The sequence below is a fragment of the Parolsenella catena genome (genome assembly GCF_003966955.1).
GTDB lineage: Bacteria > Actinomycetota > Coriobacteriia > Coriobacteriales > Atopobiaceae > Parolsenella > Parolsenella catena.
Window position 1 is genome coordinate 129,506 of record NZ_AP019367.1, and the last position, 22,378, is coordinate 151,883.

Here is a 22,378-nt window from a genome sequence, read left to right on the forward strand (position 1 = left end):
CCATCGAATTGGCTTACAGTGTGGTTGCAAAAATGTAATGTTGGGCACCCGCGTGTGCGGGCACGTGGGCGTCGTGCGCGCGGCGCCTCCAGGTCCTGGCGCGAAGCGCTCGCAGAAAGGCGGTTCTTCATGGCGGATGGCAAGATTCCCGAGGAGTTCGAGGTGGGCACGCCCGTGCTCGTGTGCCGCTGGCGCCTGCAGGACGGCGCGCTGCCGATCGAGAACCGGCACCTGCGCGCGCTGGGGCGCCGTCACGTGCTGGGCAAGAAGCTCTCCAGGCAGCTGCTTGCCTGGGCCAAGCAGCACATAGAGTGGACGCTCGCGGACGGCACGGCCGAGCACCCGGACGGCGTGCTCATGCTCCTCGTTGACGCCGAGGGCCGCGCCGCCATGGCGTGCGGAGACTACGAGCCCCTGCCGGACACGACGCTGGCCGGCCTTCTCGCGCGCGCCGCGTCTGGCAGCGACGAGGCGTCCGAGACTGACATCGCCCCCGAGACGATCTGGGTGGGCCGCGGCCGCGGCCTTGCCGTGGGCATGGCGCCCGGCGAGCACCCCTCTGGCGCGGCCTCGCTCGTCGAGGACCTCGCCAAGACGCTTGGCATGCCCGTCGAGCGCGATCCGCAGCTGCTCGCGCGTCTCGCCGACGCTGCCGAGAAGCCCGCCGAGGCGTTCCTCGTCTCGGACGAGCACGGCATCATCCCCGCGTCTGACGCGTCCGGCGCGCTGGCGAGGAAGTTCGCCGATGGCTGGGACCGCCTGCTCGAGCGCTCCCGCCGCCGTTAGGACCAAAAGGGACGGGTTACTTTGGTCCCGTCCTGTCCGATGCCGCCGGGACCAGATGAACCCGTCCCCTTTGGCGCCGCCGTTTGGACGTATATCCGAACGGCGGCGCCACTTTCTCAAATTGACGATTAATCAGTGCTCATTTGCGGGATAATCAAACCGCTATGAAGAGATATCACCCTCTGGCGATCGGGGAATTCGCCACGGGGTGATTTCGCGTGCTCGGGCATCCGCCAAGGTGGCGGAGGCGGCTCTTCTCGTCAAGCCCGCGCGTGACCTCGACAGAAGGAGAGGATATGGCACGTAAGTTCAAGTCTATGGACGGCAACGAGGCCGCTGCTTGGGTCTCGTACGCCTACACCGAGGTGGCGGGCATCTACCCGATCACGCCGTCCAGCCCGATGGCCGACCACGTCGACCAGTGGGCAGCCCAGGGCCTGAAGAACGTCTTCGGCACCCCCGTCAACGTGGTCGAGATGGAGTCCGAGGCTGGCGCGTCGGGTACCGTCCACGGCTCCCTTGGCGCCGGCGCCCTCACGACGACCTACACGGCGTCCCAGGGCCTGCTGCTCATGATCCCGAACATGTACAAGATCGCCGGCGAGGGCCTGCCGGGCGTGTTCCACGTCTCCGCCCGCTGCGTCGCCTCCCACGCGCTCAACATCTTCGGTGACCACTCCGACGTCATGGCCTGCCGCCAGACCGGCTTCGCCATGCTCGCCGAGGGCAACGTCCAGGAGGTCATGGACCTCTCGCCCGTCGCCCACCTCGCTGCCATCAAGGGCCGCGTGCCGTTCCTGAACTTCTTCGACGGCTTCCGCACCTCGCACGAGATCCAGAAGGTCGCCATGTGGGACTTCGACGACCTCAAGGACATGCTGGACATGGATGCCGTCCAGGCCTTCCGTGACCACGCCCTGAACCCCGAGCACCCGCACGCCCGTGGCTCCCACGAGAACGGCGACATCTTCTTCCAGCACCGTGAGGCCTGCAACACGGCCTACAACGAGCTGCCCGCCGTTGTCGAGGAGTACATGAACAAGATCAATGCCAAGCTCGGCACTGATTACGGCCTGTTCAACTACTACGGCGCCCCCGACGCCGACCGCGTGGTTGTCTGCATGGGCTCCTTCTGCGACGTCCTCGAGGAGGTCATCGACTACCTGAACGCCCACGGCGAGAAGGTCGGCCTCGTCAAGGTCCGCCTGTTCCGCCCGTTCTCCATCAAGCACTTCGTCGACGTGCTCCCCGAGACGGTCAAGAAGATCGCCGTCATGGACCGCACCAAGGAGCCGGGCTCCATCGGCGAGCCGCTCTACCAGGACGTCGTGACTGCCCTCTACGAGGCCGGCAAGACCGACATCCTCGTCTCCGGCGGCCGCTACGGCCTCGGCAGCAAGGACACGCCGCCCGCGTCTGCCTTCGCCGTGTTCGAGGAGCTCAAGAAGGACGAGCCCAAGCGCGAGTTCACCATCGGCATCAACGACGATGTCACGCACCTCAGCCTCCCCGAGGACGAGGACGCGCCTAACACCGCTGACCCGAGCACCATCGAGTGCAAGTTCTGGGGTCTCGGCGGCGACGGCACCGTTGGCGCCAACAAGAACTCCATCAAGATCATCGGCGACCACACGGACAAGTACGTCCAGGCCTACTTCCAGTACGACTCCAAGAAGACCGGCGGCGTCACCACCTCGCACCTGCGCTTCGGTGACTCCCCGATTCGCTCGCCGTACTACGTCACGAAGGCCGACTTCGTGGCCTGCCACAACCCCTCCTACATCGTCAAGGGCTTCAAGATGGTCCGCGACGTCAAGCCGGGCGGCACGTTCCTCGTGAACTGCCAGTGGTCCGACGAGGAGTTCGCCGAGCACCTGCCGGCCGTGGCCAAGCGCTACATCGCCAAGAACAACGTGAACGTCTACCTCATCGACGCCATCGACCTGGCCGCCAAGGTGGGCATGGGCAAGCGCACGAACACCGTGCTCCAGTCTGCCTTCTTCGCCCTGGCCAAGGTCCTGCCTGCCGAGGATGCCCTCCAGTACATGAAGGACGCCGCCACTAAGTCCTACATGAAGAAGGGCCAGGCCATCGTCGACGCCAACCACAAGGCCATCGACGCCGGCGCCACCGCCTTCCACAAGTTCGAGGTGCCTGCTGACTGGGCCACTGCCGAGGACAAGCCGTCCGAGCTCTCCATCGAGGGCCGCGCCGCCATCGTCGAGCAGGTCAAGAACCTCCTCGAGCCCATCAACCGCATGGATGGCGACTCCCTGCCCGTCTCCGCGTTCGAGAAGCACGTCGACGGCCAGTGGGAGCTCGGCGCCTCTCAGTACGAGAAGCGCGGGGTTGCCGTCATGGTTCCGCACTGGGACGAGACCAAGTGCATCCAGTGCAACCAGTGCTCCTATGTCTGCCCGCACGCCACGATTCGCCCGATCGCCCTCACGGCTGACGAGGCTGCCGCGGCTCCTGAGAACATGCGCATGATCGACGCCAAGGGCAAGGGTGCCGACGGCCTCAAGTTCGCCATCGCCGTGTCCCCGCTCGACTGCATGGGCTGCTACAACTGCGTGACGGCCTGCCCGAAGGACGCCCTCACCATGGTCCCGCAGGAGGAGGAGCTCGACCAGGCTCCCGTCTGGGACTACGCCGTCAACAAGGTCTCCGAGAAGAAGGAGCTCGTTGCCGCCAACGTCAAGGGCAGCCAGTTCGCCAAGCCGTACCTCGAGTTCTCCGGCTCCTGCGCCGGCTGCGCCGAGACCGCTTACGCGCGCCTCGTCACCCAGGTCTGCGGCGACCGCATGTTCATCTCCAACGCCACCGGCTGCTCCTCCATCTGGGGCAACCCCGCTGCCACCTCGCCCTACACGGTTAACGCCGAGGGCCACGGCCCGGCCTGGAACAACTCCCTGTTCGAGGACAACGCTGAGCACGGCCTCGGCTTCGCCGTGGGTTACGCTGCTGTCCAGGACAAGCTCGTCGCTCAGACGAAGGCCCTGCTCGAGGGTGACGCCTCTGACGCTCTGAAGACCGCTGCCACCGCCTGGCTCGAGAACCGCAACGACACCGAGGGCTCCAAGACCACGGCCGCTGCCTACGTCGCCGAGCTCGAGAAGTGCGGCTGCGATGCTGCCAAGGCCATCCTCGCCGACAAGGCTTACCTCACCAAGAAGTCCTTCTGGATCTTCGGCGGCGACGGCTGGGCCTATGACATCGGCTTCGGCGGCCTGGACCACGTCCTGGCTTCCAACCACAACGTCAACGTCTTCGTCTTCGACACCGAGGTCTACTCCAACACGGGCGGCCAGGCCTCCAAGGCCTCTAACCTCGGCCAGGTCGCGCAGTTCGCTGCCGCCGGCAAGGTGACCAAGAAGAAGTCCCTCGCCGAGATCGAGATGTCCTACGGCTACGTCTATGTCGCCCAGGTCGCCATGGGTGCCAACCCCGCGCAGACGCTCAAGGCCATCACCGAGGCCGAGGCCTACGACGGCCCGTCCCTGGTCATCGGCTACAGCCCCTGCGAGATGCACTCCATCAAGAAGGGCGGCATGATGCACTGCCAGGAGGAGATGAAGAAGGCCGTCGATTGCGGCTACTGGAACCTCTTCCGCTTCAACCCGGCTGCGCCGGAGGGCAAGAAGTTCTCGCTCGACTCCAAGGAGCCGGCTGGCGGCTACCAGGAGTTCCTCATGAACGAGGCCCGCTACGCCTCGCTCACGCGTTCGTTCCCCGAGCGCGCCAAGGAGCTCTTCGCCGAGAACGAGCAGGCTGCCATGGAGCGCTACGCTCACCTGCTCAAGCTCAAGGCCCTCTACAACGAGGCCTAGTCACGAGCGCCATCTAGTTCGCTGAGCTAGGAAGGGCCCGTCCCAGACTCTGGGGCGGGCCCTTTTGCATTCGAGGCGGCTATGGGTTTGCGAGCATTTGCCGAAGCGTGGCATGGCGATGGGGTGAACGAAATTCTCGAATCAAGGAAAAATATCGCCGGCCATGAATGCTGGCTCAGTTGCTTCGGCGAGCGGCGGATTTTCCCCGGTGGGGTAGAATGTCATTACGTATTGGGGGAGGGGCCGCCACGCGGCGGATTCGGCAGGGTCATGACTTGGGCGGGCGGCCCTCTCCACGAGCCTTTGGGCGGCGCATAGCATGAATCCCGCCATAGTCATACCTACCTATTGGGCAAATGACCCGTCACAGCCCGGCGTGTACGATCACGCGACGGCCGTAGACGAGCCGTTGCCCGAGCTTGCGCGCTGTCTGGACTCGCTCGATGACGTCTGCGGCGTCATCCGCGTCATCGTCCTGCTCGTGGCGCCGCCAGAGGCCGAGGCCTCGGCGCGCGCCCGCATCCAGGCCATCGTCCGCGAGCATGCGGACCTAAACCCGCTGGTCATCGGCTCGGGTGAGGCACGCCTCATCGCGGGGCGCATCGAGACGCTCTGCCCGGGGTTCTCGGGAGAGTTTGCGTCACTGCGCGGCTACGGGTCCATTCGCAACATGGGGCTTGTCGCGTGCGCGATGCTCGGGCATGACGTCGCCGTCTTCATGGATGACGACGAGGTTACGCTCTCGCCGGACTTTCTCGTTGACGCGGTGTATGGCTTGGGCCGGCTCACGCGTCAGGACCTCAAGATCCTGGCCAAGACGGGGCATTTCGTGGACGAGAACGGCTCCCATCTCGCGGACGTCTCGCGCCCCAAGTTCTGGGAGCACTGGTGGTCGAAGCGCCGTGAGTTCAACGAGTGGATGTCCGGTGCCCTCGAGGGTTCGCGGATCAAGCGCTCGAACTATGTGTGCGGAGGCTGCATGACCGTGCACGCGGCGGCGTTCTCTCGCGTGCCCTTTGACCCGTGGATCACGCGTGGCGAGGACCTCGACTACCTGATGAACCTGCGGATGGCCGGCTTCGAGATGTGGTTCGACCGCCAGTGGTACGTAAGGCACCTGCCGCCGACGACGCCAGATGCCCCCAACCGCTTCCTGCAAGACGTCTATCGCTGGATCTACGAGCGCGCCAAGCTTGACTTTTGCGCGCGTCGCCCCAGCCTTCGCCGGGTGACGGCGGACTCGCTCATGCCCTATCCGGGAAAGTGGCTCACGGCAGAGCTGGACGAGCGCATCTCGCGCACGGCACTCGCCCGCGCCATCGCGGGGCCCGAGAGGGCGGCCTACCTGAGGACCTGGCGGCGTGGCCGGGCGGACGCCTATGCGTATGCCGCGGCAAATGCGGAGAACTACGCCCGGCTCCTGAGCTTCTGGCCGAGCGTCGTGGACGAGATTTGGGACGACGAGCGCCTGGCCTCTGCCGTCCTCGAGATGTCATCCGGGCGAGACGAGGGCCCCGACCCCACCTCGCCTGCCACCGAGAAAGGAGTGGGAGCTTGAGCCCCAACCGCCTGAACGGTCGCCTCTCGCGACTCGACGACGTCCGCAGCTCGCAGGCAACCGAGCGGATCCTCGGCCTTGCGTCAAAGACGCTCGACCTCATGCGCTCTGGCCTTACCAGGCAGAGCTGCCAGGACGTTTGCCGCCTGCTGCTTCCCGAGACGACCGCCATCGCCGTCGCCATGACAGACACGGAGCGCGTGCTTGCCTACGAGGGCGCGCTTGCGGCGGACTTCCCGCCTGGCAGCCCCATTCACACGGCCGCCACGCTCGAGGTGCTCCAGAGCGGCAAGCTCGGGCTCTTCCAGGCGCGAGGCGAGGGTGACGATGCGTCCTCCGAGCTGCCCCGCACTGTGCGTGGCGGCATCGTGGTGCCGCTGAACGTGCAGGATCGCCCCCACGGCACCATCAAGTTCTACTATCGCTCGCCGGCCGACATTGATCGCAGCCAGCTTGCCATCGCGCGTGGCTTTGGCCAGCTGCTCTCGACGCAGCTCTCTACCCACGAGCTCGACCGTCAGGCCGAACTTACGGCAAAGGCCGAGGTAAAGGCTCTGCAGGCTCAGATCAACCCGCACTTTTTGTTCAACACGATCAATACGATCGCTGCGCTTACGCGCACGGACCCGGCGCAGGCGCGCAACCTCCTGCGCGAGTTCGCCGTGTTCTATCGTCAGACGCTCGAGAGCTCGGACCAGCTGATCCCGCTTGCCCGTGAGCTCGAGCAGACGCGTCGCTACCTGCGCTTCGAGCACGCTCGCTTTGGCCAGGACCGCATCCTCGAGCGCGAGCACGTGGGCGTGGGCTGCGGCGAGGTGCTCGTGCCGGCCTTCATCGTCCAGCCCATCGTGGAGAACGCCGTCCGCCATGCCATGCGAGACGAGGGGCCGCTCCACATCGACATTCGCGCGGACGTGGACGAGGGTGACGTGCTCATTGCCGTGGCCGACGACGGCCTGGGCATGGACGAGCAGACGGTTGCCATGCTGCGCGATGGCATTGAAGGAAACCGGGGTTCCGGCTGCTCGAGCGATGAAAAGGGAACCGGGATTGCTTTGAGAAATGTTGCAGAGCGTCTCGAGAGGTTCTATGGTTTTGGGTCGGGCATCGATATTATGTCGAAGCCCGGCGAGGGCACGTGTGTGACGCTGCGTCTTGCCCACACTGCCGCTCACAACGAATAACGAGGATGTGCTTGTATGCTGCGTGCCATGATTGTTGACGACGAGGCCCCCGCTCGCTCCGAGCTGCGCTTCCTGCTCGAGGAGACCGGTCGCGTCGACGCGATCGTCGAGGCCTCGAGCGCCCGCGACGCCGTCGAGAAGCTGATGGACGGTCGTCCAGACGTGCTCTTTCTCGACGTCTCCATGCCCAAGACGAACGGCATGCAGCTCGCCGAGGCGCTCCACAAGCTCAAGAACCCGCCTGCGGTCGTCTTCGTGACGGCGTACAGCGAATACGCCCTCGAGGCGTTTGACGTCGATGCCGTGGACTACCTGATGAAGCCCGTCGAGACCGAGCGCCTCGAGCATGCGCTCGACAAGGTCATCGCCCGTGGCAAGGGCAACTCCGCCCCCTCCGCCCCCGCCGAGCGCATTCCGGTCGAGAAGGGCGGGCGCAAGGTGCTCGTTCCCATTGACCAGATCCGCTACATCGAGGCCAAGGACGACTACTCCTGTATCTACACGGACACGGACCGCTACCTGTCCGTCATCTCGCTCGCCCAGCTTGAGGCAAAGCTCTCCCCGCACGGCTTCTTCCGCGTTCACCGTGGCTACATCGTTAACCTGCAGTACGTGGAGGACGTCGAAGTGGTCTCGAGCGGCGTGATGCAGCTGGGCATCCAGGGCGTCGAGGGCAAGAAGATCTCCGTCTCGCGTCGCCGCGTCGTGCAGCTCAAGCGCGCGCTGGGGCTGTAACGAACGCGCAGACGCATCGCATCTACCGGGGCCGGCGCTTGTCGGCCCCGTTTTTGTTGCGCGGTCTGGGCGGATTACGTGGCAGGTATAATCGAGCGCGTTAATCCGGCGATAGGGGGGCAGCCATGGCGGGCAAGCGCATCGACGTTCTGAGTGACACGCACGGCAGGCTCTCGAACGAGGTGCTCGACGCGCTGGACGGCTGCGACCTCATCGTCCACGCCGGCGACATCACGTCCGACGAGGACTTCGTGACGCTCGGTGCCCTGGCGCCGCTGCGCCTGTGCCTGGGCAACAACGACTGGGCGGGCGAGTACGGCCCCGAGGTGACGCGCAAGGTGCGCTTTGAGTACGAGGGCCTCCAGTTCTGCGTCTGCCACTATCGCCAGGACCTCACGGGCGAGCGCTTCGATGTGGGCGTGTTTGGCCACACGCATGTGCCCGAGAGGGACACGCTTGGCAACGGCTCGCTCGTCATGAATCCGGGCAGCCCCACGTTCCCTCGCAGCTCGAGCGGCCCCACCATGGGCCGCATCTACGTCGAGGACGGACGCGTGCTGTCGTCGGAGATCATCAAGCTCGGCGACGGCGAGGACCGCGGCTGGGGTCGCAGCTTCTTTGCCGGCTGGTAGGCGAGGCGCCGGTGGCGGGCGGGCCGGGTGGACCAAACGAACCCGTCCCCTTTGGTCCGGTTTGCGCTAGAGGTGCTCGCGCAGCTCCTTGACGAGGCGGGCCTTGGGGGCGCTGCCGACCATGGTGTGCACGGGCTTGCCACCCTTGAACAGGATGAGCGTCGGGATGGACATGACCTGGAATCGCATGGCGAGGTCCTGGTCGTTCTCGACGTTCACCTTGCAGACGGTGAGCTCGTCTGACATCTCGTCCGAGATCTCCTCGACGACGGGCGCGAGGGCTCGGCATGGCCCGCACCAGCTGGCCCAGAAGTCGACGAGGACGGGCTTCTCGGAGGAGCGAATCGTGGCGTCGAACGTCTCCTCTGTGAGCTTGCGTGTTGCCATGGTGCCTCCCTTGGTGGGCCGCTGGCTGCGGCCATGTGGCTTTGCTTGTGGTTATACCCAGCCTCCTGCCGGGTAGTCAGCGCACAGGCGGTAGAATCGCGCTAGAGAAGTGGCGTCGGGGCCCGCGCGCATGGGGCGCGTCGGCAGCGATGCGGTTGGGAGCCCGGATGGACGTGCGTCAGGAATACCTCGACAAGGCAAGGGCCGAGCTGGGAGACCTCGCGCAGGCCGGCGTCATCATGACCGGCAACGCGTTCTCCCACGTGCTGCTCGTGAAGGGCGAGCCCGAGGTGCCTGCTGCGGACGGCTCCGTGCCCCGGCTGCTCGAGGGACCGGACGGCAAGGCCCTGCACGCGGCGCTGGGCGCCTTGGGCTACGCGCCCGAGGATTGGGGCGGCCTGTCCGTGAACGATGCCGAGGGCTACCCGCTCGTGCCCGGGACGCTGCGCCTCGCCATCGCCACGCTTGACCCTGACACGCTCGTCGCGCTCGACGATGCCGCTGCCGCCGCCATCCGCGAGGCGTTCGCGGACGAGCTCGTGGAGCTCGAGAGCCTCGATGCCGCCACGCTCAGCCCCGGCCTCGTCGTGCGCGTCCTGGGCATGCGCGTCCTGGCGCTTGGAGGGTTCGAGAAGAGCCTGTCTGACCCCAAGGCAAAGCAGCTCATGTGGGCGCGACTCAAGCAGCTCCCGCCCCAGGGCGAGCCCTACTAGCGCTGTCCCCCCCGCCGCTCGGGCGCCTGTGGCCCCAAGCGCTCACGGAGCCACTCGTTTGCGGTACGCTTAAGTCTGGTATGCGAAGGCGGCCCTGCCCGCACGGCCGCCGCCATCGTCCAAGGAGGACATATGTCGAACATCCCCGCGCCCGTCGACGCAACCAAGACCCCCGAGTGGGAGGCCCTCAAGGCCCACCACGACAAGCTCGTCGCGGACCACTTCAACCTCAAGGACGCCTTCGCTGCAGATGACAAGCGCGTCGAGAAGCTCTCGTTCGACATGAGCGACCTGCACTTTGACCTCTCGAAGGACCTCGTCACCGACGAGACCGTCAAGCTGCTGTGCGACCTCGCCCGCGCGGTGAAGGTCGAGGAGCGGCGCGACGCCATGTTCAGCGGCGAGCACATCAACACCACCGAGGACCGTGCCGTCCTGCACACGGCCCTGCGCCGTCCCAAGGACCAGATCGGCAAGTTCGTCGTCGACGGCCAGGACACCGTGGCAGACGTCCACGAGGTTCTCGACCGCATGTACGCGTTTGCCGAGCGCGTCCGCTCCGGCGAGTGGAAGGGCGTCTCGGGCAAGCGCATCGAGCACGTCATGAGCATCGGCATCGGTGGCTCAGACCTCGGCCCGGTCATGGCCTACGAGGCGCTCAAGCCCTATGCGGACGCCGGCATCGACTGCCGCTTCGTCTCCAACATCGACCCGAACGACATGGCCGAGAAGACGCGCGGCCTTGACCCCGAGACCACGCTCGTCATCATCGTCTCCAAGACGTTCACGACGCTCGAGACGATCACGAACGCTCGCGAGGCCCGCACCTGGATGCTCGACGCGCTGAAGGCGCAGGGTGCCATCGATGGCTCTGACGCCCAGAACGCCGATGCCATCAAGAAGCACTTCGTCGCCGTCTCCACGAACCTCGAGCTCGTCGAGCAGTTCGGCATCGACCCCGAGAACGCCTTTGGCTTCTGGAGCTGGGTCGGCGGCCGCTACTCCGTTGACTCCGCCGTGGGTCTCTCGCTCATCATCGCGTTCGGCCCCGAGCGCTTCGCCGAGTTCCTCGCCGGCTTCCATGACGTCGACAACTACTTCAAGAACACGCCGCTCGAGCGAAACGTCGTGGCGCTCATGGGCCTCATGAACGTCTGGTACGTCAACTTCTGCGGCATGGGCAGCCACGCCGTGTTGCCATACAACCAGTACCTGCACCGCTTCCCGGCCTACCTCCAGCAGCTCACGATGGAGTCCAACGGCAAGTCCACGCGCTGGGACGGCACGCCCGCCACGTCCGCCACGGGTGAGGTCTTCTGGGGCGAGGCTGGCACGAACGGTCAGCACGCGTTCTACCAGCTCATCCACCAGGGCACCAAGCCCATCCCGGCCGACTTCATCGCCTTCGTGAACACGCCCAACCCCACCAAGGACGGAGACCAGGACGTCCACGAGCTGTTCCTGGGCAACTTCCTCGCCCAGACGAAGGCCCTCGCCTTTGGCAAGACGGCGGACGAGGTGCGCGCCGAGGGCACGGCCGAGTGGATGGTCCCGGCTCGCTGCTTCGAGGGCAACCGCCCGACGACCTCGATCTTCGGCGAGGCTCTCACCCCGCACGCGCTCGGCGAGCTCATTGCGCTGTACGAGCACATCACGTTCGTGGAGGGCACCGTCTGGGGCCTTGACTCCTACGACCAGTGGGGCGTCGAGCTTGGCAAGCAGCTCGCCAAGCAGATCACGCCCGCCTTCCATGACGACGAGGCGCTCGCCCGGCAGGACGCCAGCACCCAGGCGCTCATCGCCTACTATCGCGCGCACAGGAAGTAGCGCCCACAACCCACGTTAGCCATCGGGCCGTGCCGGCGGGCGCGGCCCCATTTCTCAGAAGGGAACGCTCATGGCCGAGACGAAAGACGCTTGCCGCTTCGACGCCGTCATCTTTGACATGGACGGCGTGCTCGTGGACTCCGAGGCCCTCTATCTCCGCGAGTTCCGGGCGTTCTCGGATGCCTGCGGGCTCGACGTCACCGAGGAGGAGCTCCTCGCACAGGTGGGCGCCTCGCACCAGACGTTCCAGCGCACGATACGGGACGTCCTCGCCCGCAACGGCATCGAGACCGCCTCGCCCGAGGCTGCCGAGCGCGTCTACGAGGACTGGGCGGTCAAGAACTGCGAGCGCAACTACGGCCAGATCATGAATCCCGGCGTGCCCGAGACGCTCGATGCCCTGCGCACTGCCGGCGTGCGCGTGGCCCTGGCCTCCTCGGCTCCCATGCGCTTCATCCACGAGGCGCTTGGCCAGTGCGGCATCGACGACCGCTTCGAGCGGTTCGTCTCGGGCGAGCAGTTCCACGAGAGCAAGCCGAACCCAGAGATATACCTGCACTCCATGGAGTGCCTTGGGCTTCCGGCGACCCGGTGCTGCTGCGTGGAGGATTCCGCGTTCGGCATCGCGGCGGGCAAGGCGGCCGGCATGTTCGTCATTGCCAAGCGCGAGGAGCGCTTTGGCTTCTCTCAGGACGCCGCCGACGTCATCGTGGACGAGATTCCCGGCATCCTCGGCGTCGTGCTGGGGTAGGGAGAACTCGACGCCGGGCGTGCGTCCAGGCGTCACGGAAAAAGGCAGCTGCCACCGCGATGATGCGATGACAGCTGCCTTTTTCGTGGCGCTTGTTGGTGTCCGCGTCGCCGCGCGGTTACTTCTTGGCCGTCTCCTTGACGGCGCCCACGTGCTTGAGAAGGTCGCGGTAGCGCTGGGCGCTCATCGCGCGGGAGGGCACGAGGACGTAGCTGCCGTTCGCAAACGCGAGGACGGCCATCTCGTTGCCCAGGGTGGCGCCGCGCAGGTCTGCGATGCGCAGCGTCTCGGCGGCGTCGGGCGAGGTCACGGTGAGGGTGTCCTCGTAGACGGCTACCGTGCGGCGGCGCTTGTCGGCGGGGATGAGCGCCGTGTCGAGCCCGGCGTGGCGCAGCTTGCGCAGCTGCACCTGCGGCCAGCGGTCCGCGAGGCCCCATAGGATGACCTCGACCACGACCATGCCCACGAGCAGGGGCGCGTTGCCCTTCGTGGCGGGCGCGAGCGCCGCAATCACGATGAGCACGAGGACGGCGTAGCTCGTGACGCTTGCGGGGTTGCGCGTCTTGTCGCCGGCGAGCAGGCGCGCTGCCTCGTCGGTGAGCTGGGCGGAGAGATCGTAGCTGAGGCTGAAGAGCGGCTTGTCGAGGCTCGTCTCGGTTTTGTTGGTGGCTTTTGCCATGGTGCTCCCATCAGGTGCCTGTGCGTGCAAGTACAAATTGTAGCGTGCCGCCCGCCCGGGCGCGTGGCACTCGGGCGGGCGGCACGTGGATGCTCCCTGTGCGGGGCGTCGGCGCTTGGGCCTGCGCTCCCTAGTAGATGCCGCGCTGGCGGCCGGCGCGGTCTCCCACGCGGCGGTGCTGGCCGCCCCTGCCGCCCGCGGGGCGTTGCCTGCGGTCCGCGGCCTGGTCGCGGCCGGTCTGCTGGCCGTTCGCGCGGCCGCCCTGCTGCGGGCGCCCGTCTCGGCCCTGGCCACCGCCACGCCTGCCGCCGCGTCTGCCGCCGCGGCTGCGCTGCCTGCGCTCGCCCTCGGTCTCGAGCTCGAGCTCGGCGACCTCGCGGCGCGTGAGCTTGGCGATGCCCGGGCGCTGCGACTTCGCGGCCTTGGAGGGCCTGTCCTTCTTTGCGCCGCCGGTCTTGGCGGGCTTGTCGTGCTCGGCGAGCTTCTCGCTCTTCTCGGCGCGGGGCTTGGCGAGGGCGCGCTTGCGGGCGGCCGCGCTGGCGGCCTTGCGGGCCTCCTCGCGCTTCTTGCGGGCCTTCTTGCCCAGCGGGCGCCAGTCCTCGGGGTTCCGGTCCGGGTTGAGCTCCACGGGCTTGTCGCCCAGCTCGAGTTCGTAGGAGGGCTCGAAGGGCGGCACGACCTTGCCCATGAGCTTCTCGGCGGCGTAGAGCTCGTCTGCGTCGTTCTCAGTCACGAAGGTGAGCGCCCAGCCGGCCTCGCCCGCGCGGCCCGTGCGCCCGATGCGGTGGATGTAGTCCTCGGCGTCCACGGGCACGTCGAAGTTCACGACGTAGCGCACGTCGGAGACGTCGATGCCGCGGGCGAGGACGTCGGTGGCAACGAGGACGTCACAGCTGCCGTCGCGGAAGGCGCGCAGGGCGCGCTCGCGCTGGTTCTGGCTGCGGTCGCCGTGGATGGGGGCGCAGGAGATGTTGGCGCGGCGCAGGCGGCGGCAGCAGGCGTCCGCGCGGTGCTTCGTGCGGCAGAAGACGATGACGCGCTTGGGGCCCTCCTGCTTGAGCACCTCGGGGAGCAGCGCGTTCTTGGCCTCGAGCGAGACGGGCAGCGCAAACTGGTCGATGGTCTCGGCAACCGAGCCCTTGTGCGCGATCTCCACGACGGCCGGATCGCTCACGAGATCGCGGATGCCGCCGATGGCGTCCTCGTCGAGCGTGGCCGAGAACAGCAGCGTCTGGCGCGAGGAGGGCGTCTGGCCCACGATCTTGCGCATGGCGGGCAGAAAGCCCATGTCGAGCATGCGGTCTGCCTCGTCGAGCACGAGCACCTCGACGTCATCGAGGTGGGCCTCGCCCTGCTCGATGAGGTCAACGAGGCGGCCGGGCGTGGCAACGAGGATGTCAAGGCCACGGCGAAGGGCGGCCTTCTGCGGCTCGTAGCCCACGCCGCCTACGACGGTGTAGCTGCGGTGATGCGTGCGGCCCTCGATGGTGGCGCAGACGTCGGCGATCTGCTGGGCAAGCTCGCGCGTGGGCGTCACGATGAGCATCCTGGGGCCGCGGTGGCGCTCGGCGTGCCTGAGGCGGCTCATCGTGGGAAGCAGGAAGGCGGCCGTCTTGCCCGTGCCGGTCTGGGCGGCGGCGAGCAGGTCACGGCCCTCGAGGACGTAGGGGATGGCCTGGGCCTGGACGGGCGTGGGCTGCTCGTAGCCGAGCGTCTCGACGGCCTTGAGGACGGCCTCGGAAAGACCGAGGTCGGAGAAGGCGACGGTCGTGCCGTCACCGGGGTTGGTGCTCTGGGTCATGTAAGGTGTTCCTATCTTTGGGCTTGTGCCCATGCTGCGGAAGGGCCGCGCTCACGGCTGCAGACCTACCGATGGTCGATTCGTTGCTACCACTGTAGCCGAAGTATGCTTAAGCCGCCGTCCGGACGCGGTACGCTGTGTGCAAACTGTGGGTGATAGCTGGGACGTTTTTCCGTGAGGAGCGCGCGATGGGGGAGCCGACAAACGACGAGTGGTGGCGACACGACGAGCCCGCCGTGAACGACCGGCAGGCCCGTGAGCGTCGCGCCGCCGAGAGACGCCGACCCGAGGAAGACCCGTACTCCGGCTCCGCGAGCCATCCCCGCGCGCCGCGAGACGGTCGCGCCGTGCGTCCCGAGACGGGCCGCAGCGAGGCCGCCGAGCTGCCCCACGCGCGCCGCCGCTCCAGGGGCCGGCGCTCGGGCTCCTCGGCCGTGGGGCACAGGGGAGGCCCGGCGCAGCGCTACGGATACAGCGCGCCCGAGCGCGGCGGCCATGGCTCCACTATCCCCGACGACCGCCTGCCGCGTCGCCGTCCCCGGCAGCAGCGTCCGCTCGGCTGGTCCCAGCAGAACGTGCCCCAGCTGCGCGAGACGTCGGCGAGCAACGGCGGCTGGAAGTTCCGGTCTCTCTCGCCCGCGCATGGGCGCGGCGTCCCTCCTGTGGTGTTCCTTGCGGCGGGGGTCGTGCTCGCGGTCGCGCTGCTTGTCATCGTGGTCCGCGGCGTGTCCGGATGCGTTGCCTCCCACGCGGCCCCCGCTGCTGAGGAGCCCGCGGCGAGCGAGGCGGCGGCTGCGACCGAGGCCGTGGCGACAACCCAGGCCGCCGCAACTGATGACGCGAGCCTGCCGGCCCACACGGTCCTTGACGAGGGGCGCAGGACGGCAAGCGGCGATGGCCGCATGAGCTTCTCGGCGGTGGGTGACAACCTCATGAACGAGAACCTTCTCGAGCTCGCTGATGGCTGGGGTGGCTCTGCTGGCGACGGCGCCTATGACTTCTCGCCCTTCTACAGCGAGGTGGCGCCCGTCATCCAGGGGTCCTATGACGTTTCGCTCATCAACCAGGAGACGACGCTCGGCGGCAACGACGAGTTCGACTACGTGGGATATCCCAGCTACAACACGCCCGACTCGCTTGCGGACGCCGTGGCCTCGGCCGGCTGGCGCATCGTGAACACGAACACGAACCACACCTACGACACCTGGACGAAGTCTATCGAGCACTCCCAGGGCGTGTGGGCCGCAAAGACGGGCCTCGTCACGATCGGCTCGTACGACTCGGACGCCGATCGCCAGACGGTGCGGCTCGTGGAGTGCAACGGCATCAGGCTCGCGGCGCTCTCGTACTGCTACGGCCAGAACGGCTACGAGCAGGATGACCTGCCCAACGACTACTTTGCCGTGCCCTATGACGAGGCCAAGATGCGCGAGGACGTGGCGCGCGCCCGCGAGGTGGCCGACGTCGTGCTCGTCTACATGCACTGGGGCGACGAGTACACGAACGAGCCGAGCGACGATCAGAAGGCGATCGCGAAGGTGTGCGCCGACATCGGCGTGGACGTGGTGGTGGGCAGCCATGCGCACGTGATCCAGCCGGTGGAGTGGGTGGAGCGCGAGGGCGGCGGCAAGATGCTGTGCGCGTATGGCCTGGGAGATTTTGTGTCCGGCTACCGCAACAGCCCCAACTGCATCCTGAGCGGCATGCTGAGCTGCGACTTCGTGCGCGTGGGCGATGACGCTGCCGGCGGTGACAACGTGGGGCCGGGCGGCATCGCCGTGGAGAACGTCACGTGGCACCCGCTCGTGGAGCACATGGTGGGCGACACCGACGTCGTGCGCTTCGTGAAGGGCTATTCGACCGCCGATGCCGAGGCAAACGAGCTGCTCTCGACCGTGGGCGATCCCACGACCTGGCCGCTCGAGAAGACCCGCGAGGTCATCGGCGACGTCGCGACCATTGACGCCTAGATCTCCCGGCGATATTTGGGGGCGAGGCCAAGCTGTCACCGTTTTCGGCAAGCTCCGCCCGATGGAGTCGGGAGACTCATTTGACCGCGCCATGCACGTGGCTGTAGACAAAGCGCCCGCCTCGCGTGGGCGAGACGGGCGTCCGGGGTGCTATGTGGCGGGGTCTAGGCGTCGCGCTTCTGGCACATGAGCAGGTGATCGGCGACCATGACGGTCTCGCCCTTCTGGTTGAGCACCTCGAGGTGCTCGGTCACGATGCCCATGTTGGCGCGCTTCTTGTGGTCCTTCTTGTCGGAGATGGTCACGACGGTGTGGATCGTGTCGCCGATGAAGACGGGCTTGATGAAGCGCAGGTGGTCGTAGCCGTACGAGAACGCAACCGGGTTGATGAACGACGCCGTGAGGCCAACGCCCACGCTGAACGTGAGCGTGCCGTGTGCGATGCGCTGGCCAAACTCGGTGTTCTTGCAGAACTCGGCGTCGATGTGGTGGGGGAAGAAGTCACCCGTCTGGCCGGCGTGGATCACGATGTCGGCCTCGGTGATGGTCTTGGCGCCCGTCGTGCGGCTGTCGCCGAGCTGGTAGTCCTCGAAGTAGCAGGCCTTCTCGTCCATGGTGTTTCCTTTCGTCCTGGGTGCCGCGGCACCCGGCTTCCTAATCGTGCGTCGTCGCTAGGCGACGTACTTGTCGTTGTCCTGTCCTACGGTTGGCGCGGCTGGACCGCCCTGGGGGCGCTTTCCGTCGATGATGATGGGGCAGCAGGTGGTCTCGAGCGTCGTGCCGTTGGGACGGCTGACCCGCTGTGTCATGCCGAGGTCTTCGAAGGCCTCCGTCGACATGAGCTTGTCCCAGGTGTAAACGTCGGCGCACCACACGTCTGCCGGCTCGAGGATGGAGAGCCAGTGGCCCGTGGTCTGGGTGGCGAGGTGGTCGGCCACGATGGCCTTGATCTCGTCGCGCTTCGTGTGCCACGTCTCGGCGTCGTCGTAGGCGAGAAGTGCGTTGCAGCCGATAAGCTCCCCGAGTTTCGGCACGGGGATCATCGCGAGCGCCAGGTAGCCGTCTGCCGTGCCGTAGATTCCGTACGGCGCGTCGATGAAGGCGTTGGCGTTGTTGATTGCGCTGCGCTGCGGGGCCTTGTGACCGTCGTTGAGGTAGGTCGTGAACACCTCGAATTGCGCGTCGAGAAGCGAGCGCATGAGGTCAACCTCCACATGGGCGCCCTCACCCGTGCGCTTGGCCCTGAGCACCCCCGCAAGGATGCCCTGGGCGAGATGCTGGCCTGCGAACAGGTCACCGATGGAAAGCCCCATGGGCGTGGGCGGTTGGTCGGCGTTGCCGTTGAGGTAGCAGATGCCGGAGAGCGCCTGTGCGAGAAGGTCCTGACCAGGCCTCTTGACCCAGGGGCCCTTCGTGCCATAGCCCGTGATTTGCCCGTAGACGATTGCGGGATTGAGCTTGCGGGCGGCCTCGTAGTCCACGCCCAGGCGCTCCGCGACGCCCGGCCTGTAATTCGTGACCATCACGTCTGCCTCGCGAACGAGGCGCTCGAGCGTCGGACGACTTGCGGGGTCCTTGAGATCGAGCGCCACGCTCTGCTTGTTGCGGTTGATGGCGTGGAACAGCGAGCTGTCGCCATCGATGACGCAATTGGAGATGTAGAGCGTGCGACAGATGTCACCCGTGCCCGGGCGCTCGACCTTGATGACGCGGGCGCCAAGGTCGGCAAGTCTGAGCGTCGCGGACGGCGCGGAGAGGAACTGGCTCAGGTCGAGCACGGTGATTCCCTCGAGTGGCCTCATGGCTACTCACCCTCTTCCTGGTCCAGGTGGAACTCTTCGATGATTCTCCGCGTGTCCTCTCCAAGGCGCGGGGCGCTCTTCGAGGGGCCAAAGTCCTCGCCGGCAAACGTGATGGGGCAGCGCGTGGTGAAGACGTGCTCCCCCTCGACGCGGCTGACGTCCTGGATGAAGTCGAGGGCCTTGAACGCGTCGGAGGCCATGAGCTTCTCCCAGGTGTAGACATCCGAGCACCAATAGTCGTGTGCCTGGAGCGCCTCGAGCCAGTGGGCGGTCGTCTCGTGGACGAGCGTGCGCTGGATGGCACGCTTGATCTCGTCGCGGCGTGTGAACCACTCCTGCTGGTCCGTGTAGGCCTCAACCTCTGCCGACCCGATGATCTTGCCCAGCTCGGGGACGGATCCCATGGCGAGCGCGATGTAGCCATCGGACGTCTCGTAAATGCCGTAGGGGGCGGCCAGGTAGGCATGCGCGTTGTTGAACTCGCTGCGCCGGGGTGCCTTGTGCCCGTCGTTCAGGTAAGTCGTGATGACCTCGAACTGCAGGTCGAGAACGGATGCGAGCAGGCTTACCTCGACATGGCCGCCCTCGCCGGTGGACTCGCGCCGAATGAGGCACGAGAGAATGCCCTCCGCGGCGTGGACGCCGGTGTAGGAGTCTGCGAGCGACAGCGCAAACGGCATGGGGGGCTGGTCGGCGTTGCCGTTGAGCCAGGCGAGCCCGGAGAGGGACTGCACGAGAAGGTCCTGCCCCGGCTTTCTGGCCCAGGGGCTCGTGGCGCCATATCCCGAGATGCTCGCATAGACGAGGCGCGGGTTGAGCTCGTGCGCTTCCTCGTAGCTCAGGCCCATCTTGGCCATGACGCCCGGACGAAAGCTCTCGATGAGCACGTCTGCCTGGGCGATGAGGCGCTTGGCCATCGCAAGGCCCTCGGGACTCTTCGTGTTGAGCTCGATGCTCTCCTTGTTACGGTTGATCGTGTGAAAGTTCAGGCCGTCGCCGTCTGCGATGCAGCCCTCGAGCACAAGGTGGCGCGAGCCGTCTCCCGTGCCGGGCCGCTCGATCTTGATGACGCGGGCGCCAAGGTCGGCAAGGCGCAGAGCCGCAGAGGGCCCTGCGAGGTACTGGCAGAAATCGAGGACGAGAATTCCCTCAAGTGGCTTCATCTGGATCACCTAGGCCTTCGCGTGCGAGGTCACGAAGATCTCGTCGAGCTTGTCGAGCGCCTGCGTGGCCGTGAGCTCGCCCTGAACGAACTCGTGCAGCACGGGGCCGGCGTTGTCCTGGAAGTAGAGGTAGCCGCTATAGCGCGGGCGCAGGTAGGCGGCGTCGAGCGAATCGAGTGTGTCCCTGAAGAAATCAAGCGTCGTGCGGTTGCACTCATCGTCGAGCCAGGCGGCGCGGTGCCCCGGCTGGCCACCGTTGTCCGTGTAGAGCGTCGACTGCACCTCGGGGGAGAGCGCGTAGTGCACGAAGTCGATGGCCTCTTCCACGTGCTTCGTCCCCGATGAGACGGCGAGGCCCGTTCCGCCGAGGACACCTTGCAGGATGCCGCCGTGGTAGAGGGGAACGTTCGTCGCCTTCAGGCGATGGGCCGCATAGCCTCGACGTGAGTAGTTGACGTAGCCATAGACCCAGGGGCAGTAGGCGGCGGTGTCGCTTTTGGCGAGCTCCTCGTGCACGTCAATCGTGTTGAGCGAGAAGACCTTGGCCGGGCAGAGGCTGGCGAGCTCGCGCATGTCCGCGAGCACGGCCAGGCCATGCTCGCGGTCCACGACGTGCTCCTCGTTGGCCGGGTCGAACAGGCCGGCGTCTGCGGTGGCGCACATGCCGTAGAAGTCCATGAGCAGGTAGGTGGGCGTGGCGGCGTAGATGACCTTGCCTTGCTTGGCGAGCTCGAGGACCTCATCGAACGTCTTGGGCAGATCCTCGGTGCCGATCTTGTCCGGGCGCGAGAGGGCGACGGGCGAGGCCGCATCGATGGGAAGCGCGCTCTGGAAGCCGTCGAAGTTATAGCTCTCGAACGACTTTCCCACTGAGTTCTCGCGCTGATTTGCGAGGAACTCGGCCGGCAGGTACTCGTTGAGCGGAAGCAGCACGTTGTGCTTGGCCGCAAAGCCCGCCCAGGGGTGGTCGATGACGAGGAAGTCATAGGTGCCGGCGAGCTCCTGGATGGGCTTGCTCTCAAATTCGGAGAGTGAGCGCTTCTCCCAGACGACGTCCGTCTCGGGGTGCAGCTCTGCGTAGCGCTGCGTGACCCCGACGATCGAGGTGAAGCCTCGGCTGTGGTTCCAGGTGATGCCTCTCAGCGTGGTAGCCATATACATGCTCCTTATGGCGGTTCGTCTCTCGGGCGGCCCATGTGCGCATGGGCCGTGCTTGAGTGTCTGTTGGGTGGCTTAAAGTCTAATTGGTAGTACCACGCATGTCTAGTTCGGCATTATAAACACTAGATTGGTAGTACCAAATATCACGTTCATCGCTAGATATCGACCGTTCAGCCGTCTATTCAGCCTGAAATACAACGTTTTTGTTGCCAAGTCTAACTTTCGTGACAATGATTGGTGCTACCAGAAGCGAACACGGCATCCGCGGGCCACGTCGCTTCAGTGATTCCGCAGCATCACATCAGACACAAGACAAGGAGCCAAGAGATGGCAGCAGCATTTGGAGTGCTCTTGCTCGCGACCCTGTTCCAGGGCAGCTTTGGCATTTGCTTCAAAAAGTACCAACCGTTCTCCTGGGAGGCCTTCTGGGCGCTCTTCTCGATCATCGGCGTTCTTCTCATGCCCCACATCTGGGCGTTCATCGGCATCGGTGGGGACTACTTCTCCTACCTTGCCCAGACCCCGGCGCCCATGCTCATCGGCGGCGCGCTGGCTGGCTTCTTCTGGGGCATCAGCTCCATCTGGTACAGCCGAGCCATTGACTACATCGGCGTCTCTCTCGTGACCGGCATCAACCTTGGCCTGTCGAACCTTCTCGGTAGCCTCGTTCCCATGGCCATCCTGGGCACCTGGCCTTCCCCGAGCGTTCTCGCCCTCATCCTCGTGGGCCAGGCCGTGCTTCTCGTGGGTGTCGTCATCCTGTCCAAGGCTGGCTTCATGAAGCGCGCCGAGCAGGGCGAGGAGGAGCAGTCCGGTGAGGGCGGCGGCAAGAAGTCGCTGTTCATGGTTGGCTTCATCATGGCGCTCGCCTCTGGTGCCGGCTCCGCTGCCATCAACATCGGCGCCACGGCCTCCGGCACGCCCGTCAACATCGCGGTTGCCGCCGGCGTCGCTCCCATGTACGCCTCGCTTCTCCAGTGGACCGTCGTGTTCGCGGGCGGCTTCGTGGCCAACTTCTTCTACGCGCTCTACAAGCTTATCAAGAACCACACGTTCTCCGACTACACCAAGCCCGGCTGCGCCAAGGCCTATGGAAAGGTCCTGCTGACCTCCTTCGTGTGGTTTGCGGCACTCGGCGTCTACGGCTTTGCCACCTCCATGCTCGGTGACCTTGGCCCGGCGGTTGGCTGGGTCATGTTCAACGGCCTCGCCCTCATCGTCGCCAACGCCTGGGGCTTCAAGGACGGCGAGTGGAAGGGCTTCGTCAAGCCGCGCAATGTCGCCCTCATCGGCAACCTCGTGATCATCATCGCGCTGGTCATCCTCGGCGTCACGAACGTGATGTAGCCCGTTCCCCGTGCGGGCCGCACCCCTCGGCCCGCACGAGCGCCGCCTAGCG

The 22,378-nt window shown here is 66.1% G+C and carries 18 protein-coding genes; 11 read left to right on the forward strand and 7 right to left on the reverse strand.

Features of this window, described 5'->3' with window-relative positions; translation table 11 throughout:
- Nucleotides 1-129 precede the first annotated feature (129 nt).
- The 6 genes from Pcatena_RS00580 (at nucleotide 130) to Pcatena_RS00605 (ending at nucleotide 8,725) form a co-directional block, all read left to right on the forward strand.
- Nucleotides 130-786, forward strand: a complete 657-nt coding sequence (locus Pcatena_RS00580; protein ID WP_126420692.1) for a hypothetical protein — start codon at nucleotides 130-132, stop codon at nucleotides 784-786.
- A gap of 296 nt (nucleotides 787-1,082) precedes the next feature.
- Nucleotides 1,083-4,616 carry a pyruvate:ferredoxin (flavodoxin) oxidoreductase gene (nifJ, locus tag Pcatena_RS00585; RefSeq protein ID WP_126420693.1) on the forward strand — a complete coding sequence of 1,178 codons (3,534 nt, stop codon included), beginning with the start codon at nucleotides 1,083-1,085 and terminating at the stop codon, nucleotides 4,614-4,616.
- A 319-nt stretch (nucleotides 4,617-4,935) separates the two neighbouring features.
- Nucleotides 4,936-6,174 (forward strand): glycosyltransferase, encoded by a 1,239-nt coding sequence (locus tag Pcatena_RS00590; RefSeq protein WP_126420695.1) that lies wholly within the window; start codon nucleotides 4,936-4,938, stop codon nucleotides 6,172-6,174.
- Nucleotides 6,171-7,358, forward strand: coding sequence for a histidine kinase (locus tag Pcatena_RS00595; RefSeq protein ID WP_229059528.1), 1,188 nt, complete (start codon nucleotides 6,171-6,173; stop codon nucleotides 7,356-7,358). The genes Pcatena_RS00590 and Pcatena_RS00595 overlap by 4 nt, the downstream gene beginning before the upstream one ends.
- Nucleotides 7,359-7,373: 15 nt before the next feature.
- Entirely contained in the window at nucleotides 7,374-8,093 is a 720-nt protein-coding gene (locus Pcatena_RS00600; RefSeq protein WP_172596328.1) for a LytR/AlgR family response regulator transcription factor, read from the forward strand.
- Nucleotides 8,094-8,218: 125 nt separating this feature from the next.
- Nucleotides 8,219-8,725, forward strand: coding sequence for a metallophosphoesterase family protein (locus Pcatena_RS00605; protein ID WP_126420697.1), 507 nt, complete (start codon nucleotides 8,219-8,221; stop codon nucleotides 8,723-8,725).
- 66 nt (nucleotides 8,726-8,791) lie between these two features.
- On the opposite strand, the gene trxA is transcribed toward Pcatena_RS00605, so the two are convergent.
- Nucleotides 8,792-9,112, reverse strand: coding sequence for a thioredoxin (trxA, locus tag Pcatena_RS00610; RefSeq protein WP_126420699.1), 321 nt, complete (start codon nucleotides 9,110-9,112; stop codon nucleotides 8,792-8,794).
- 167 nt (nucleotides 9,113-9,279) lie between these two features.
- On the opposite strand from trxA, the gene Pcatena_RS00615 reads away from it, so the two are divergent.
- From Pcatena_RS00615 to Pcatena_RS00625, 3 genes are all read left to right on the forward strand, one after another.
- Nucleotides 9,280-9,825 carry a hypothetical protein gene (locus Pcatena_RS00615; RefSeq protein WP_229059527.1) on the forward strand — a complete coding sequence of 182 codons (546 nt, stop codon included), beginning with the start codon at nucleotides 9,280-9,282 and terminating at the stop codon, nucleotides 9,823-9,825.
- Nucleotides 9,826-9,957: 132 nt separating this feature from the next.
- The gene (gene pgi, locus Pcatena_RS00620) at nucleotides 9,958-11,652 is read left to right on the forward strand and encodes a glucose-6-phosphate isomerase (protein WP_126420701.1); all 1,695 of its coding nucleotides are present in this window, start codon (nucleotides 9,958-9,960) and stop codon (nucleotides 11,650-11,652) included.
- A 70-nt stretch (nucleotides 11,653-11,722) separates the two neighbouring features.
- Entirely contained in the window at nucleotides 11,723-12,403 is a 681-nt protein-coding gene (locus Pcatena_RS00625; protein ID WP_126420703.1) for an HAD family hydrolase, read from the forward strand.
- A 118-nt stretch (nucleotides 12,404-12,521) separates the two neighbouring features.
- Here Pcatena_RS00625 and Pcatena_RS00630 read toward each other — a convergent pair whose 3' ends face one another.
- Nucleotides 12,522-13,082: a hypothetical protein gene (locus Pcatena_RS00630; protein WP_126420706.1), complete on the reverse strand. Its 561-nt coding sequence runs from the start codon at nucleotides 13,080-13,082 to the stop codon at nucleotides 12,522-12,524.
- Between the two features lie 130 nt (nucleotides 13,083-13,212).
- Nucleotides 13,213-14,883: a DEAD/DEAH box helicase gene (locus Pcatena_RS00635; RefSeq protein ID WP_126420708.1), complete on the reverse strand. Its 1,671-nt coding sequence runs from the start codon at nucleotides 14,881-14,883 to the stop codon at nucleotides 13,213-13,215.
- Between the two features lie 188 nt (nucleotides 14,884-15,071).
- On the opposite strand from Pcatena_RS00635, the gene Pcatena_RS00640 reads away from it, so the two are divergent.
- Nucleotides 15,072-16,853, forward strand: coding sequence for a CapA family protein (locus Pcatena_RS00640; RefSeq protein ID WP_126420710.1), 1,782 nt, complete (start codon nucleotides 15,072-15,074; stop codon nucleotides 16,851-16,853).
- A 164-nt stretch (nucleotides 16,854-17,017) separates the two neighbouring features.
- Here the strand turns inward: Pcatena_RS00640 and Pcatena_RS00645 are convergent, their stop codons facing one another.
- Genes Pcatena_RS00645 through Pcatena_RS00660 form a run of 4 tightly spaced genes read right to left on the reverse strand, consistent with a single transcriptional unit; the run spans nucleotide 17,018 to nucleotide 20,973 of the window.
- Nucleotides 17,018-17,467 (reverse strand): MaoC family dehydratase, encoded by a 450-nt coding sequence (locus Pcatena_RS00645; RefSeq protein WP_126420712.1) that lies wholly within the window; start codon nucleotides 17,465-17,467, stop codon nucleotides 17,018-17,020.
- A gap of 57 nt (nucleotides 17,468-17,524) precedes the next feature.
- Nucleotides 17,525-18,655: a CaiB/BaiF CoA transferase family protein gene (locus Pcatena_RS00650; protein ID WP_126420714.1), complete on the reverse strand. Its 1,131-nt coding sequence runs from the start codon at nucleotides 18,653-18,655 to the stop codon at nucleotides 17,525-17,527.
- A gap of 2 nt (nucleotides 18,656-18,657) precedes the next feature.
- Nucleotides 18,658-19,818: a CaiB/BaiF CoA transferase family protein gene (locus Pcatena_RS00655; protein WP_126420716.1), complete on the reverse strand. Its 1,161-nt coding sequence runs from the start codon at nucleotides 19,816-19,818 to the stop codon at nucleotides 18,658-18,660.
- Nucleotides 19,819-19,827: 9 nt separating this feature from the next.
- Nucleotides 19,828-20,973, reverse strand: coding sequence for an extracellular solute-binding protein (locus Pcatena_RS00660; protein WP_126420718.1), 1,146 nt, complete (start codon nucleotides 20,971-20,973; stop codon nucleotides 19,828-19,830).
- Nucleotides 20,974-21,306: 333 nt separating this feature from the next.
- Between Pcatena_RS00660 and Pcatena_RS00665 the strand changes: the two genes are divergently transcribed.
- Nucleotides 21,307-22,326: an L-rhamnose/proton symporter RhaT gene (locus tag Pcatena_RS00665; RefSeq protein ID WP_126420720.1), complete on the forward strand. Its 1,020-nt coding sequence runs from the start codon at nucleotides 21,307-21,309 to the stop codon at nucleotides 22,324-22,326.
- Nucleotides 22,327-22,378 lie beyond the last annotated feature (52 nt).